Origin of the sequence: Gordonia lacunae (assembly GCF_002149015.1) — a bacterium.
Classification (GTDB): Bacteria; Actinomycetota; Actinomycetes; order Mycobacteriales; family Mycobacteriaceae; genus Gordonia; species Gordonia lacunae.
On sequence record NZ_NGFO01000012.1, the window covers coordinates 87,332 to 101,750 of the forward strand.

Consider the following 14,419-nt stretch of genomic DNA (forward strand, 5'->3'; position numbering starts at 1 on the left):
CGGCGAGAAGAACGCTCGACGGTGAACGCGTGCGCCGACGCCTCCGAGATGTCAGTCTCGACGCATGGCACGCACGTGGTTGTCGGTGACCGTGGAACTGCTCGGTGGTCGGGGGACGGAGTTGTGGCCCTGGCCCGGAAGGGTTTTCGCGGTCGGACCGGCGCACACCTTCAGGGATCTGGCCACCGCCGTCGACGACGCGTTCGCCCGATGGGATCGTTCCCATCAGTCACTTTTCACCCTGGACGACGGCAGGTTGGTCGCCGATGCCGCATTCGGTGCCGAGTTGGCCGGCGGTCCCGGTGGCTCGATCTCCGAGCCCGTCGACATCGCCACCGCCAAGGTCTCCCGGTTCGTGGAGCCGGGCACCGAGTTCCAGTACACCTTCGATCTCGGCGACGAGTGGACCCATCGGTGCGTCGTGGGGGATCTGAAGGTCGACCCACTGGACGTGTTGGGAATCCAACCGAAGGCGCCTCTCGCGTACTTCGGCTGGGGCGACATCCCGGATCAGTACGGTCGTCAATCGGCTGATGGTGACGTCGAGACGCCAGCACGCCCCACCGTTCCCCACCCGATGCTTGTCGGCGAGTGGCCCGCTCAGCGGGAGATCCGCGAACTCGATCTGGGCGAGGTGCGCGGATCGATCGCATCCGCCGATGCCGATCGTTTCCTGGATGCAGTCACCGGATGCGATCTGGACGACGCGCTCGAGCAGGTCGGCCCCGGGGTACCGATGGCGCTGCAGAAGCGACGCGAGCGAGCCGAGCCGGTGGCGGTGTCGATCGTCGAGCGATTGAACAGACGAGGTGAGGCCGGCGACGCCGAACTCGCCGAGGAACTGCTCGCGAGCCTGCGCGGGGAACCCGCACCGGGACGGCCGATAGCGGTGGATCTCGAGTTGCTCAGCGACCAGATGGAGGGTGATTTGAACCGGTCGACCGGCGGGTTCATCGACCTGAACACCGGTTTCGTGTACGACGACGAGATGCTCGAGCCAGGAGTCTTCGACGAGGAGATCGACATCGAGGAGGAGCCGGATCGCTGGCTGCGCTTCGGCTGCATCGGTTCGCGCGACAGTTGGCGGGACATGGCAGAGTTCGCCACGCGCATCTCCGATCCTGACCTGCGGAATCGTCTGGAACGCGCGATAGAGGGGCGAGGTGCGTTCCGCAGGTTCCGGGACGTCGTCCACGAAGCGGGTGTGAGTCAGCGTTGGTACGCGTTCTCCAGCGACCGCAAGTTCGGGCGGGCCCGCGAGTTCCTGGTCCGCGAGGGCATCCGGCCGATCTGACTCAACTGTTGCGCCCCCGCGCGATGACCGGCCAGCGGCTGTCCGAGCCGTCGATCGCCACCAGTTCGTCGACGAGGTTGACCGCGTTGCAGACGTGATTCGGTACCACCCGGATCACGTCGCCCAAGCGGGGGATCGACGCCGATTCCGCCGGGAACTCCACCACGGCATGATGTTCGGACAATTGCACGACACGAGCGTCGGGGTGGTCGAGGAGCCGTCCGTGGCCGGTCGCCCAGGCGGCCCGGTCGGCACCGAGGATCTTGCTGCCCGCGTCGACGACGATCCGTCCGGGCTCGCTCCGCACCACGGTGGCGACCGCGGTCAACGCGACGTCGTCGAATCCGCAGGCGCCGATCTCGACCTGCTGGGCGTCGTTGAGGGGGTATACGCCCGGCCGGATCTCGGTGAGCACGCCCGCATACGACGGGTCGCCGACGAATTCGATGGTGGGTGTGGACCCGCCGCTGCGCACCCGGGGTTCGATTCCCTCCGCTCGCAGACTCTCCGCCGCCGTACGAAGCGCCGCCACCTCCTGTTCCGCGGCCCGCCGGCGGGTGTCGCCGACGCCGTAACCGTGACCGGGGAAGGTGAACACGCCGACGACGTCGAGTCCGGCTGCCACTCCTGCCGCCGCGACCTCACCGGCCCTCTCGGGTGCGGTCCCGGTGCGGTGCTGTCCGGAGTCGACCTCGACCAGGGCCTCGATCCGCTGCTCGCCGAGCAGGGCCCCGAGATGCCGGGCGCCCTCGACGGAGTCGATACCCACCCGCAGCGACAACCGGTTCGCGAGGGCGCGCACCCGGGCTGCTTTCGCCGGGGTCGGCCAGATCGGGTAGGCGATGAAGATGTCGGTGCACGAGGTGATCTCGACCGCGTCGGCGAAGGCCTCGGCTTCGCCGATGGTCGCCACCGCCAGGCCCGTGGCGCCGAGATCGACCTGCATGCGGGCGATCTCGGCGCACTTGTGGGTCTTGGCGTGCGGACGCAACTCGACGCCGATCGATCGCGCACGGTCGGCGAGTGACGCGAGGTTACGCGTCATGCGGTCGACGTCGACCTCGAGATAAGGGGTGTCGATCACGAATTCTGCCCACCGGCGCGATCCGAACGACCAAGCGCCGCTGCCGATTCACCGAACACGAGATACTCCTGGTGCAGGATCCGGGTGGTCAGTGCGGGAGTGACCCGGTGCCCGATCTCGGCGACGAGCCCGACGAGCGAGTCGACACGTTTGGGCCGATCGACGATGGCGTGCAGGACGCGCGCCGCGGCGCGGTCGACGTTCCAGGTCCCGGGCTGATTCTCGTAGGCCTTGGTGGGTGCGATCATCCGCGTCTTCACCAGGGGAAGACGGACATTGGAGAAGGTCACATGGTCGGAGACGGTCTCGGTACCGGTGACGTCGCTGAACGCCTCCAGTGCGGCCTTCGACGCCGCGTATGCCCCGAATCGCGGCCCGCGCGACTGCACCGCGACCGACGTCACGTTCACCACGTGGCCTGCCTGCCGGGCGACCATGTGCGGCAGTAATCCGAGCACGAGGTTCACCGCGCCGAAGTAGTTGACCGCCATCACCCGGTGGTAGTCGTGCGACCGATCCACCGAGTTCAGGGTGGCTCTACGGATCGACCGCCCGGCGTTGTTGACCAGGACGTCCACGTGACCGTGCGCGGCCAGGACGGTCTTGACCAGCGCGTTGACCGACTCCTCGTCGGTGATGTCGCACTGGTACGAGGTCACCTGGCCGGGCGGGATGCCCTTCTTGCTCGTGGTCGAGTTCAATTCCTCGGTCGCCGAGGCGAGTTCTTCGGCATTGCGGGCGACGATGAGGACGTTTGCACCGCGGGCGACACACATCCGGGCGGTGGCCTTGCCGATCCCGCTCGACCCTCCGGTGATGAGGATGTTCTTGCCGACGAGCGGCCCGCGCGGATCGGCGCGACGGTTGCGCGACCGGTCGAGGTGTCGCGACCAGTAGGTCCACAGGCGCGGAGCGTATTCGGCGAAGTCGGGCACGGTGATGCCGAGGTCGTGCAGAACCGCGACGGTGGTGTCGGCGCGGAAGTCGACCGGGATCGTCACCGCATCGAGCAGTGCCCCGGGGATCCCCTGCTGAGCGGCGACGAGGTTGCGTCCGACACGCGCGATCCCCATGCCGGACAACGCCATCACGGGTTCCACCGCCGACCGCGGGATGGCGTCGAAGCCGCGCGGGGCGCGGAAGGCCGGTGCCAGGGCGTTGTACATCTCGGTGGTCGTGAGCGACTTCGGGTCGCTGAGATGGAACACCAGTCCGCTGCGGGTGGGATTGACGCCGATGAGTGCCACCATCGCGTCGGCGACGTAGTCGACGGGCACGATGTTCAGCGTGCCCAGGTCGGGCATCGGCAGCCGCAGAACCGAGGGCAATCGGCCGAGCGCTCCCAGATGGCCGAAGAAGTAGTAGGGACCGTCGATCTTGTCCATCTCGCCGGTACGCGAGTCACCGACCACGATCGACGGCCGGTAGACGCGCCAACGGAGTCCCTCACGTTCACGGACCACGCGCTCGGCCTCGAACTTGGTGCGGTGATAGGCGGTCGGGAATCCCTGTCCGACTTCGAAGTCCATCTCGGTGAAGCGTCCACGGTGGTCACCGGCCACGGCGATCGAGGAGACGTGGTGGAACAGCGCATCGTGTGCGATCGCGAAGTCGGCGGCGCGCGAGGTCCCGACCACGTTGGCGGCACGCTGGGACTCCGCGTCGGCGGCCATGTCGTAGATCGCGGCGAGGTGGATGACATGGTCGATCGCGGGGACCGCGTCGGGTGCGATGCCGAGTCCGGGCGCGGTCAGGTCGCCGACCACGGGTGTCACGCGGTCACCGGCGCCGAGGTCGTCGAGCATCGCGACGAAGGCCGCGCGCGACGACTCGCGTACCAGTGCGTGGATCGTGTCGTCGGGAGAGGCTGTCAGGAGACGGTCGAGAACGCGTCGTCCGATGAATCCGCTGCCCCCGGTGATGAAGTAGCTCGTCATGTGAGAGATCCCATCAGATGGGCGGGCCGACGGCCCGCTGGCTGTCCGCGCCCCGCGGGCCGCGGATCTGTCTGGTACTCAGAGTGACACTAACTTGCGGTGATGGCAACGACTACGCGCCTCGGCGTCGCGCACCCGAATGCGTCGACCGTGCGTCTCATTCCGTCGACTGTGCACCCGATCGCGTCGACTGTGCGCCCGAATGCGTCGATTGTGCGCCCGATCGCGTCGACTGTGCACCCCGATCACCCGACCAGGCCGACCGCCGGAGCAGGCGGGCGCCGTTGAGGGCGACGAGCACGGTAGAGCCCTCGTGGCCGGCGACGGCCAGCGGAAGGGGCAGGGTTCCGATCAGATCCCAGGTCACGAGGGTGACGATCACCGTGGCGGCGATGCAGAGGTTGGCGATCACGTAACGGCGTGCCAGGCGCGACAACCGGATCAGGGCGGCGACCGCGGTGAGATCGTCGCGCACGATGATCGCGTCAGCCGTTTGAACTGCGAGATCGGCCCCCCGGCGGCCCATCGCGACGCCGGTCCCGGCTGCCATGAGCGCCGGTGCGTCGTTGATCCCGTCGCCGACCACCAGCACGTGCCCGCCCGCCTCGGCGACGACCCGGACCTTGTCCTCCGGCAGCAGGTCGGCGTGTACGTCGTCGATGCCGGTCCGAGCGGCGACATCGGTCGCGACCGACGGACGGTCGCCGGTCAGCAGCAGGACCGGACCCGACGTGACGTCGCCGATCAGACGTACCGCTTCGGCCGCATCGTCCCGGAGGCGGTCGACGAGCTCGATCCGGCCGATCTCCCGGTCGTCGACGAGCACGCCGACCACGGTGCCGGTCGAGTCGGCGAGGGTGCGCTCGACGGTGACCCGGCGTCCACCGACCGTGCCGGTCACGCCGCGCCCGGGCAGTGCCCGGAAGTCGTCGACCGCAGCGACGTCCAGCCCCCGGTCGGCCGCGGCCGTCACGATCGCGCGACCCAGCGGGTGCTCGCTGGGGTGCTCGACCGCTGCGGCGAGCGCCAGCACCTCCGACGGCTCGCGACCACCGAGTGCCGTCACGTCGACGACCTGCGGACGCCCCTCGGTCAGGGTGCCGGTCTTGTCGAAGGCGACGACGGACGTGCGTCCGACCGACTCCATCACCGCGGCGGATTTGACCAGGACGCCGTGGCGACCCGCGTTGGCGATCGACGCCAGCAACGGCGGCATCGTCGACAGGACCACGGCGCAGGGTGAGGCCACGATCATGAACACGATGGCTCGCAGGAGTGCCTCGTCGAAGGTGCTGTCGAACAACACCATCGGGATACCCAGTACCAGTAGCGTGGCGACCACGACGATGACGGAGTACGCCTGCTCGACCTTCTCCAGGAAGAGCTGGGTCGGTGCCTTCGTCTCGGAGGCCTCGGCGACGAGTGTCGCGATGCGGGCGATGACCGATTCCGACGCCGGTCGGGCGACCTCGACGATCAGGGCGCCGGTGCCGTTGACGGTGCCGGACAGCACGTCGTCGCCTGTTTCGCGCACGACGGGGACCGACTCGCCGGTCACCGCCTGCTGGTCGACCTCGCTCCGGCCTCGCCGAACCACTCCGTCGGCGCCGATGCGTTCGCCGGGGCGGACGAGGATGCGCTGCCCGACTTCGAGGTCGCGACAGTCGATCTCGCGTGTCGTGCCGTCGGCTGCGGAGAGGGTGGCCCGCTCGGGGGCCAGTCCGAGCAGGGCGGTCACCGAGTCCGCGGTGCGCTGGGTGACGACGACCTCCAGTGCACCCGAGGTCGCGAAGATCACGATCAGCAGCGCACCGTCGAAGACCTGTCCGATCGACGCGGCCGCGATGGCGGCGACGATCATCAGCAGATCGACGTCGAGTCGTCGTTGCCGCAGTTCCTGCAGGCCGGACCGGGTCGGTTCCCATCCGCCGCTCAGGTAGCACGCGAGATACGCGGTCCACCAGGACCATTCGGGTGCGTCGCAGAGTTGGAGCAACCACCCCGCGAGGAACAGTGCCAGTGCGATGCCCGCCCAGCGCACCTCGGGCAGCCGGAGCCCGGTCCGCAAGATCGACGGTGGGGCGGCGTTCGCGCGTTCGGTTCTTCGTGTCCGTGTGGCGTGGGCTGCCGCCCGTTCCGTCGTCTCGGTCGCCTCCGCCGTGCCCATCGCGTCTCCCGTCTGCCGTGACCGTCGCTGTCGACAGTAACAGTTCATATGAAGAGGTTTTCATGTGATGTCGAGCCGGTAGCATCTCGCTGCATGGGACACGGCATCGACGAGGGGATGCGGCCGGCTGCGCGGCTCGACCCGGAATCGGCCGCGCACGTCGCCACCACGCTGCAGGCGCTGGCGACCCCGAGCCGACTGCTCATCCTCACCGAACTGCGCTCCGGTCCGCGTTCGGTCACCGACCTCGCCGACGCCGTCGGTATGGAGCAGTCAGCCGTCTCCCATCAGCTCCGGTTGCTCCGCAATCTCGGGTTGGTCACCGGCACGCGGTCCGGCCGGTCGGTCAGTTACAGCCTGTACGACAGTCATGTGGCCCAACTCCTCGACGAGGCGGTCTACCACAGCGAACACCTGCGTCTCGGGCTCGCCGAGCGTCCGCAATCGGCGGGCTGATCCGGCGGCGCCCGATCCGGTGCCACAATGCTCTCCAGCGCCAGGTGTGGTCTCGACGGCTCGCCCGGAATGCACCTGCGGCAGTCGACGAACCGAAAGGCATCGCATGAGCAGTGATCGAACGGACACGCCCGGAGAGCCGCCGCTGCTGATCGAACACTCCGGACGGGTGCGCACGCTGGTTCTCAACCGTCCGGAGGTCCGGAATGCGCTCAGTTCCGGCCTGATCGACGCTCTCCGTACCGAGTTGGCGAACGCGGGTCGCGCCGACGACGTCGACGTGGTCATCCTCACCGGTGCGGGGTCGGCGTTCTGCGCCGGGCTGGATCTGGCCGAGTTGGGCTCGTCGACCGAGAGCGCTCGACTACTCGATCATGCGGACGTGCCCGTCGGGCATCCGTGGCGTCCGATCCCGAAGCCGATCATCGGCGCTGTCAACGGCGTCGCCGCCACCGGTGGCCTAGAGCTCGCCCTCGCGTGTGACGTCCTGATCGCGTCCGACCGGGCCCGCTTCGTGGACACCCATTCGCGGGTCGGGGTCTTGCCGGGCTGGGGTCTGACATCCCGATTGCCGGAGGCGGTCGGCCGAGGTTTCGCCCGACGCATGAGCTTGTCCGGGGAGTTCGTCGATGCGGAGACGGCGCTGCGGGTCGGTTTGGTGACCGAGGTGGTGGCCCACGATCGGCTGATGGCCTCGGCGATGGATCTCGCGATGTCCATCGCCGGGAGTGACCAGCTCGCGGTACGGACCATGCTCGACTCGTATCGGCGTGCCGAGCAGCATCTCGTCGGCCCCGCGCTCGACGCGGAGAAGGACACGTCGGTCCAGTGGATGGCAGATTTCGACCCCGCCCGGGTGGCCGATCGTCGGTCCGGCATCGTCGAGCGGGGCCGGGCCGGCAGGTGAATCGGCCCCGGGGCCACTCCCGCTGTCGTGTCGAACTAATGTTCGATACGCTTGCTGTGTGGGCTGGGATCAAGGACCACCGACGTGGTCGGAGATGGAGCGGGTGCTCGCGGGTCGGGCGCCCGGCAGTGCCGACCGGCCCGGCACCGAATTCGGTCCCGATCTCAGTGAATGGGCGCCGTTCCCCGGCGACGGCGGAGACAGCCCGGCCTGGTCGCGCAAGCGCGGGGCCTACCAGGCCGAGGACATCTCCCGTGGCACCTCGGCGGTGCCCTACGCCGAACTCCACGCGCACAGTTCGTACAGCTTTCTCGACGGCGCGTCGATGCCGGAGGAGCTGGTCGAGGAAGCACAACGACTCGGTCTCCGTGCCCTCGCCGTCACCGATCACGACGGGTTCTACGGCATCGTGCGCTTCGCCGAGGCGGCCCGCGAGTTCGAGATGCCGACGGTTTTCGGTGCCGAGCTGTCGCTGGAGCCCGACGTCGCGCGGACCGGCCAGAACGATCCGCCGGGGGAGCATCTGCTGGTCCTCGCCCGGGATGGCGAGGGCTACCGACGCCTGTCGCGGACCATCGCCGACGCGCACATGGTCGCGGGTGAGAAGGGGCTGCTGCGCTACGACCGCGAAGCCCTGGCCGGTGCCGGCGGCGGACACTGGCTCATCCTCACCGGTTGCCGGAAGGGCGCTCTCCGTCGTTCCCTCGATCGCGGCGGCGTCCCGGCCGCCGAGCAGGCCCTGCGGGAACTGATCGAGACCTACGGGCACGACAACGTCGTCGTGGAACTGACCGCGCAGGGCATGGCCGACGACGACGAACGCAACGCGGTGCTCGCCGGCCTCGCCGCCGACGCGGGGGTGCCGACCGTGGCCACCACCGGCGCCCACTTCGCCGCACCCCGACGCCGGCGGCTGGCGATGGCGATGGCCGCCGTCCGGGCTCGCACCGACATCGACACCATCGCCGGGTGGATGCCCGGGGTCGCCGGAGCGCATCTGCGCAGCGGTGACGAGATGGCCCGGCTGCTGCCCGCGCATCCCGACGCCATCGACAACGCCGTGGGCATCGCCGCGGACTGCGCATTCCATCTCGGTCTCATCGCGCCGCAGTTGCCGCCGTTCGATGTCCCCGACGGGTACACCGAGGCGAGCTGGCTGCGCGAACTCACCATGACCCGCGCACGACGCCGGTACGGCACCCCGGCCGAACATCCGCAGGCCTACCGGCAGATCGAGCACGAGCTCGCGATCATCGAGACGCTCACCTTTCCCGGCTACTTCCTGGTGGTCGCCGACATCGTCGACTACTGCAAGGACAACGACATCCTGTGTCAGGGCCGGGGGAGTGCGGCGAACTCGGCCGTCTGTTACGCCCTGGGGATCACCAACGTCGACCCGGTCGCCAACACACTGCTCTTCGAACGGTTCCTGGCCCCCGAGCGCGACGGTCCGCCGGACATCGACATCGACATCGAATCGGACCGACGCGAGGAGGCCATCCAGTACGTCTACCGCCGCTACACCCGGGCCCGCAGCGCGCAGGTCGCCAACGTCATCACCTACCGGGGGAAGTCGGCGATCCGGGACATGGCCCGGGCGCTCGGGTACGCGCCCGGTCAGCAGGATGCCTGGGCCAAGATGCCCGACACCGCTCCCGCCGACGTCGCCGAGCTGGCCGGTGAGATCCTCGGTATGCCAAGGCATCTGGGCATCCACTCGGGAGGCATGGTGATCTGCGACCGGCCGATCGCCGATGTCTGCCCCACCGAGTGGGCGCGGATGGAGAACCGCAGCGTGCTGCAGTGGGACAAGGACGACTGTGCTGCCATCGGGCTGGTCAAGTTCGACATGCTGGGTCTCGGCATGCTCTCCGCGCTGCACTATGCGATCGACCTGGTCGCCGAACACAAGGGCATCGACGTCGACCTCGCCACCCTCGACCTCGGCGAACCCGCCGTCTACGAGATGCTCTGCCGCGCAGACTCGGTCGGCGTGTTCCAGGTGGAGTCCCGTGCGCAGATGGCCACACTCCCGCGGTTGAAACCGCGCTGCTTCTACGATCTCGTCGTCGAGGTGGCCCTGATCCGGCCCGGCCCCATCCAGGGCGGCTCGGTGCATCCGTTCATCAAGCGGCGCAACGGGGAAGAGGCGGTGACGGTCGAGCATCCGTCGATGAGCAAGGCACTCGAACGCACCCTGGGAGTGCCGCTGTTCCAGGAGCAGCTGATGCAGCTGGCCGTCGACGTGGCCGGATTCGACGCCTCCGAGGCCGATCAGTTACGCCGGGCGATGGGGTCCAAACGGTCGCCGGAGAAGATGGAACGTCTGCGGCAACGCTTCTATGAGGGCATGGAGAACCTGCACGGCATCACCGGGGACACCGCCGACCGGATCTTCGAGAAGATGGCGGCCTTCGCCAATTTCGGTTTCCCGGAGAGTCACTCGCAGAGCTTCGCGTCACTGGTGTTCTACTCGTCGTGGTTCAAGCTGCACCATCCGGCGGCATTCTGCGCCGCGTTGCTGCGCGCCCAGCCGATGGGTTTCTACTCGCCGCAGACCCTGGTGGCCGACGCCCGGCGGCACGGTGTCGCAATCCATCGTCCCGACATCAATGCCTCCCTCGCGCACGCCACCCTGGAGAACGAGGGACTCGACGTCCGGCTGGGACTCGACGGGGTGCGTGGGATCGGGGAGGATGCGGCGCAGCGCATCGTCGAACGGCGGTCCGACGGCCCGTACCTCGACATCACCGATCTCTCCCGCCGCGCCCGGCTGACGACGAAGGAACTCGAGGGGCTCGCCGGTGCCGGTGCCTTCGACGGGTTCGGTCTCAGCCGGCGCCAGGCCCTGTGGGAGGCGGGAGCCGCCGCGACGGTCCGCGACGACCAGCTGGCCCTGGAGTCGGCGCAGGCGACCCCCACCCTCCCGGGACTGTCCGACGTCGAACTCGCGGCCACCGACGCCTGGGCCACCGGGATCACACCCACGTCGTATCCGACGCAGTTCCTGCGTCCCCGGCTCGACGCGATGGGTGTCCTGGCCGCCGACCGGCTCCTGTCGGTGCCCGACGGTTCGCAGGTGCTGATCGGTGGTGCGGTGACCCACCGTCAACGACCCGCCACCGCATCCGGGGTGACCTTCATCAACCTCGAGGACGAGACCGGAATGGTCAACGTGGTGTGTTCGGTCGGCCTGTGGGCGCGGTACCGTGTACTCGCGCAGACGGCGCCCGCACTGCTGGTCCGCGGACGGGTGCAGAACGCCGAGGGTGCTGTGACGGTCGTCGCAGATCGTCTGCAACGCATGGATCTTCGGGTCGGAAGCAGATCCAGGGACTGGCAGTAGGTCTCGGCCGGGGGGAGTGCCGGGTGTCCGAGACGAGTCGGTGTTCGAGAACAATCAGGGAAAGAAGTCGATGCCGCAACAGGTCGTGGTGACCGTCAAACCGAAGAGCAGCAAGGGCCCGTTGGTCGAGACGGGGCCCGACGGCGCGATCACCGTCTACGTCCGTGAGCCCGCCACCGAGGGCCGGGCGAACAAGGCCGTCTCCGAACTGTTGGCCGCCCACCTCGGCGTTCCCAAGAGCAAGATCGCGCTCATCGGCGGTGCCACCGCGCGCACCAAGCGCTACCGCGTCGGCTGATCACCTTCTCGTCGGTTGAGCCGATTGCCCCGCTGGTTGAGCCGAGTCGAAATCACTCAGACAGCACCGGCGAAACCGTGCTGCCGCCACGCCTCGTAGACGACGATGCTCGCGGCGTTGGCGAGGTTGTGGGAACGACGGCCGGCGAGCATGGGGATGCGCACCCGGTCGGTCACCTCGGGTTCGTCGAGGACCTCCGCCGGCAACCCGGTCGGTTCCGGGCCGAACAGCAGCACGTCACCCGGCTGATAGTCGACGTCGGTGTGATACCGCTCGGCGTGGGCGGTGAAGGCGAAGACCCGCTCGGGCTTCAGCGTCGTCCAGGCGGTCACCAGGTTGGGATGCACCGTGACGTTGGCCATCTCGTGATAGTCGAGTCCCGCCCGTTTCACCTGCGCGTCGGACATCGAGAAACCGAGCGGTTCGATGAGGTGGAGTTCGCACCCGGTGTTGGCGGCCAGCCGGATCGCATTGCCCGTGTTGGGCGGGATGCACGGCTGGTAGAACATGATTCGGAACATGATGGTGTCAGCGTAGTCGGTGCCGTGCGGCGCGGATCTCACTCGACCCCGTCCCTCACACCGCCAACGCGGTGTTGGCCCCGCACAGCACGAGGCACAGCGTCGAATCGGGTTGCGGCCGAACGAGTCCCGAGACCACACCGGCGACCGCGGTGGCGGTGCCGTGTTCGACCAGGATGCGATGGGAGTCCCAGAGCATCCGCCGCGCCGCGATGATCTGGTCGTCGGTCACCAGGACGCTGCCCACGGCCGGGTTCCCGGCGACGGCGTTCCAGCACAGGTCGCCGACCCGGGTCGCGCCGAGGGAGTCGGCGGCGACGCTCTCCAGCTCGACGGGCACGGGAGTGCCCGCCGCCAGCGCCTGATGCAGACACGACGCACCCAGCGGTTCGACGCCGACGATGCGATCGCCCGGACGCAGCGTCGCGGTGAGGCCGGCCAGTAGTCCGCCACCGCCGACACAGACGACCGTCGTGAGCGGGCCGGGCACGTCGTCGATGTTCTCGAGGCCGATCGTGCCGGCACCGGCGACCACATCGGGGAGATCATAGGCGTGCAGCGCGAGCGCGCCGGTCCGCTCCGCGAGTTCCTCGGCCGCGTCGGCTGCCTCGGAGTAACGCCGTCCGATGAGGTGGATTCGCGCACCCGCGGCGCGCAGCGCGTCGATCTTGACCGGCGGTGCCGTCTCGGGGATCACCACGGTGACCGGGACTCCGACGATCCGCGCCGCGACCGTCGCGCCGATCGCCGCATTGCCGCTGGAGGCGACGAGGACACCGGCGTCGGTCAGGATCCCCTGTTCGCGCGCGTGCAGGGTCGCCCACAGACTGCCCCGCGGCTTGAAGCACCCGCCGAGCTGGGTGTACTCGAGTTTGAGGACCACCTCGACCGGACCGTCGACGGTGTCGATGGCCGTGCGCAGCGTCGGCGTGCGACGCAGATGCGGAGTGATCGCCGCGCGGGCGAGATCGACGTCGACAGGCACCACGGTCACCACCCCGACACTAGTGGTGCATGACCGGTCCGTCCGTCGATGACGGAATACGCGGGGACGAGTGGAAGAATGTCGGGCGTGACCGCGATACGACTCGATGGGAAGACCACGCGCGACGAGATCTTCGCTGATCTGGCCGAGCGGGTGGAGAAGCTCCGGCTGGCGGGTGTCACCCCCGGTCTCGGGACCGTCCTGGTGGGCGATGACCCGGGCTCGCACTCCTATGTGAAGGGCAAGCACGCCGACTGTGCCCGCATCGGGGTCGCCTCGATCCGCAAGGATCTCCCGGCCGATGCCACCACCGAACAGCTCAACTCCGCGATCGACGAGCTCAACGCGGATCCGGCCTGCACCGGCTACATCGTGCAGTTGCCGTTGCCCCGGCACCTCGACGAGAACGCCGCCCTGGAGCGGATCGATCCGCTCAAGGATGCCGACGGGCTCCACCCGATCAACCTCGGGCGGTTGGTGCTGGGCAAGGAGTCGACCCTGCCGTGCACCCCGCGCGGTGTCATCCACCTGCTGCGCCGCTACGACGTCCCGCTGGCCGGTGCCCGGGTCACCGTCGTCGGGCGCGGGGTCACCATCGGCAGGCCCATCGGTCTGCTCCTGACCCGCCGCAGCGAGAACGCGACGGTCACCCTGTGCCACACCGGCACCACGGATCTCGCCGCCGAGATCGAACGCGCGGACATCGTGATCGCCGCCGCGGGGGTGCCGCACCTCATCACCGCGGACATGGTCAAGCCGGGAGCCGCGGTGGTCGACGTGGGCGTCAGCCGCACCGACGAGGGCCGTCTCGTCGGCGATGTCCATCCCGACGTCTGGGAGGTCGCCGGCCACGTGTCACCGAATCCCGGTGGCGTGGGACCGCTGACGCGTGCGTTCCTGCTCGTCAACGTGGTCGAACGCGCGGAGCAGACGCTTGCCGGCGGAGGTGGCGGCGACGCGTGACCCGAGACGAGCACCAGAGTGAGTCCGCTCACTCCGAGCCGCGCGGCGACGAGCACTCCCGCCCAGGGGGCCGGACCCACGGTCCCACCGACGGCACCCGTCTGCGGGCGGTGCTCGTCCAGCTCCCATATCTGCTGGTGATGCTGGGTGTCCTGGCCGCGGCGCTCCTGGTGATGTTCGACCGCTGGCGGCGCGGATCGTTCGTCTTCGGGGCCGCGTTGCTCGTCGGCGCCGTGCTCCGTGCCTTCATCCCGTCGTCCCAAGCCGGTTTACTGCAGGTCAGGGGCAAGTCGTTCGACGTCACGGTGATGGCCACCGTCGGTGGCGTGATGCTGTGGCTGGCGGCGTCGATCGACTCTTTGGGCACGGATTGATTACAATAGAGACCTGAGCGTGACCTGACGGCCAGTCGTCCGCTCGACCAGGCACTTTCCGTTGCCCTGCCGTAGACGCACCGACCG

General features: G+C 68.7%; 12 protein-coding genes. 7 read left to right on the forward strand and 5 right to left on the reverse strand.

Translation table 11 applies throughout. The annotated features are described in order from the left end of the window. The first annotated feature begins 64 nt into the window (after positions 1-64). Positions 65-1,294 (forward strand): UPF0158 family protein, encoded by a 1,230-nt coding sequence (locus CA982_RS12285; RefSeq protein ID WP_086535606.1) that lies wholly within the window; start codon positions 65-67, stop codon positions 1,292-1,294. 1 nt (position 1,295) lies between these two features. Here the strand turns inward: CA982_RS12285 and CA982_RS12290 are convergent, their stop codons facing one another. The 3 genes from CA982_RS12290 to CA982_RS12300 all read right to left on the reverse strand — a co-directional run bounded on the left by CA982_RS12290 (position 1,296) and on the right by CA982_RS12300 (position 6,482). Next, positions 1,296-2,378 (reverse strand): alanine racemase, encoded by a 1,083-nt coding sequence (locus tag CA982_RS12290; RefSeq protein ID WP_086535607.1) that lies wholly within the window; start codon positions 2,376-2,378, stop codon positions 1,296-1,298. Next, positions 2,375-4,315, reverse strand: a complete 1,941-nt coding sequence (locus CA982_RS12295; RefSeq protein ID WP_086535608.1) for an SDR family oxidoreductase — start codon at positions 4,313-4,315, stop codon at positions 2,375-2,377. The genes CA982_RS12290 and CA982_RS12295 overlap by 4 nt, the downstream gene beginning before the upstream one ends. 157 nt (positions 4,316-4,472) lie before the next feature. Next, a complete protein-coding gene (locus CA982_RS12300) occupies positions 4,473-6,482 on the reverse strand; it encodes a heavy metal translocating P-type ATPase (protein ID WP_086535609.1) in 2,010 nt (669 codons plus the stop codon). A gap of 93 nt (positions 6,483-6,575) precedes the next feature. Between CA982_RS12300 and CA982_RS12305 the strand changes: the two genes are divergently transcribed. The 4 genes from CA982_RS12305 to CA982_RS12320 all read left to right on the forward strand — a co-directional run bounded on the left by CA982_RS12305 (position 6,576) and on the right by CA982_RS12320 (position 11,489). Further along, complete coding sequence (locus CA982_RS12305; protein ID WP_086535610.1) at positions 6,576-6,938, forward strand: ArsR/SmtB family transcription factor; 363 nt, start codon at positions 6,576-6,578, stop codon at positions 6,936-6,938. 106 nt (positions 6,939-7,044) lie between these two features. Beyond that, entirely contained in the window at positions 7,045-7,845 is an 801-nt protein-coding gene (locus CA982_RS12310; protein ID WP_167383355.1) for an enoyl-CoA hydratase, read from the forward strand. 58 nt (positions 7,846-7,903) lie between these two features. Further along, positions 7,904-11,191, forward strand: a complete 3,288-nt coding sequence (locus CA982_RS12315; RefSeq protein ID WP_086535611.1) for an error-prone DNA polymerase — start codon at positions 7,904-7,906, stop codon at positions 11,189-11,191. 70 nt (positions 11,192-11,261) lie between these two features. Beyond that, complete coding sequence (locus tag CA982_RS12320) at positions 11,262-11,489, forward strand: DUF167 domain-containing protein (RefSeq protein WP_004021704.1); 228 nt, start codon at positions 11,262-11,264, stop codon at positions 11,487-11,489. 56 nt (positions 11,490-11,545) lie between these two features. Here the strand turns inward: CA982_RS12320 and CA982_RS12325 are convergent, their stop codons facing one another. Beyond that, the gene (locus CA982_RS12325; protein ID WP_058250672.1) at positions 11,546-12,010 is read right to left on the reverse strand and encodes a tRNA (cytidine(34)-2'-O)-methyltransferase; all 465 of its coding nucleotides are present in this window, start codon (positions 12,008-12,010) and stop codon (positions 11,546-11,548) included. 55 nt (positions 12,011-12,065) lie between these two features. Further along, positions 12,066-13,007: a serine/threonine dehydratase gene (locus CA982_RS12330; RefSeq protein WP_244176241.1), complete on the reverse strand. Its 942-nt coding sequence runs from the start codon at positions 13,005-13,007 to the stop codon at positions 12,066-12,068. A gap of 75 nt (positions 13,008-13,082) precedes the next feature. Between CA982_RS12330 and CA982_RS12335 the strand changes: the two genes are divergently transcribed. Then, a complete protein-coding gene (locus CA982_RS12335) occupies positions 13,083-13,958 on the forward strand; it encodes a bifunctional methylenetetrahydrofolate dehydrogenase/methenyltetrahydrofolate cyclohydrolase (RefSeq protein WP_208617933.1) in 876 nt (291 codons plus the stop codon). Positions 13,959-14,059: 101 nt separating this feature from the next. After that, the gene (locus CA982_RS12340; RefSeq protein WP_167383356.1) at positions 14,060-14,332 is read left to right on the forward strand and encodes a DUF3017 domain-containing protein; all 273 of its coding nucleotides are present in this window, start codon (positions 14,060-14,062) and stop codon (positions 14,330-14,332) included. Positions 14,333-14,419 lie beyond the last annotated feature (87 nt).

Bases quoted from the DNA above. Each gene is read 5' to 3' on its own strand.
- CA982_RS12305 (WP_086535610.1), top strand. From the start codon at position 6,576: ATGGGACACGGCATCGACGAGGGGATGCGGCCGGCTGCGCGGCTCGAC.
- CA982_RS12320 (WP_004021704.1), top strand. From the start codon at position 11,262: ATGCCGCAACAGGTCGTGGTGACCGTCAAACCGAAGAGCAGCAAGGGC.
- CA982_RS12295 (WP_086535608.1), bottom strand. From the start codon at position 4,315: ATGACGAGCTACTTCATCACCGGGGGCAGCGGATTCATCGGACGACGC.
- CA982_RS12325 (WP_058250672.1), bottom strand. From the start codon at position 12,010: ATGTTCCGAATCATGTTCTACCAGCCGTGCATCCCGCCCAACACGGGC.
- CA982_RS12310 (WP_167383355.1), top strand. From the start codon at position 7,045: ATGAGCAGTGATCGAACGGACACGCCCGGAGAGCCGCCGCTGCTGATC.
- CA982_RS12300 (WP_086535609.1), bottom strand. From the start codon at position 6,482: ATGGGCACGGCGGAGGCGACCGAGACGACGGAACGGGCGGCAGCCCAC.
- CA982_RS12285 (WP_086535606.1), top strand. From the start codon at position 65: ATGGCACGCACGTGGTTGTCGGTGACCGTGGAACTGCTCGGTGGTCGG.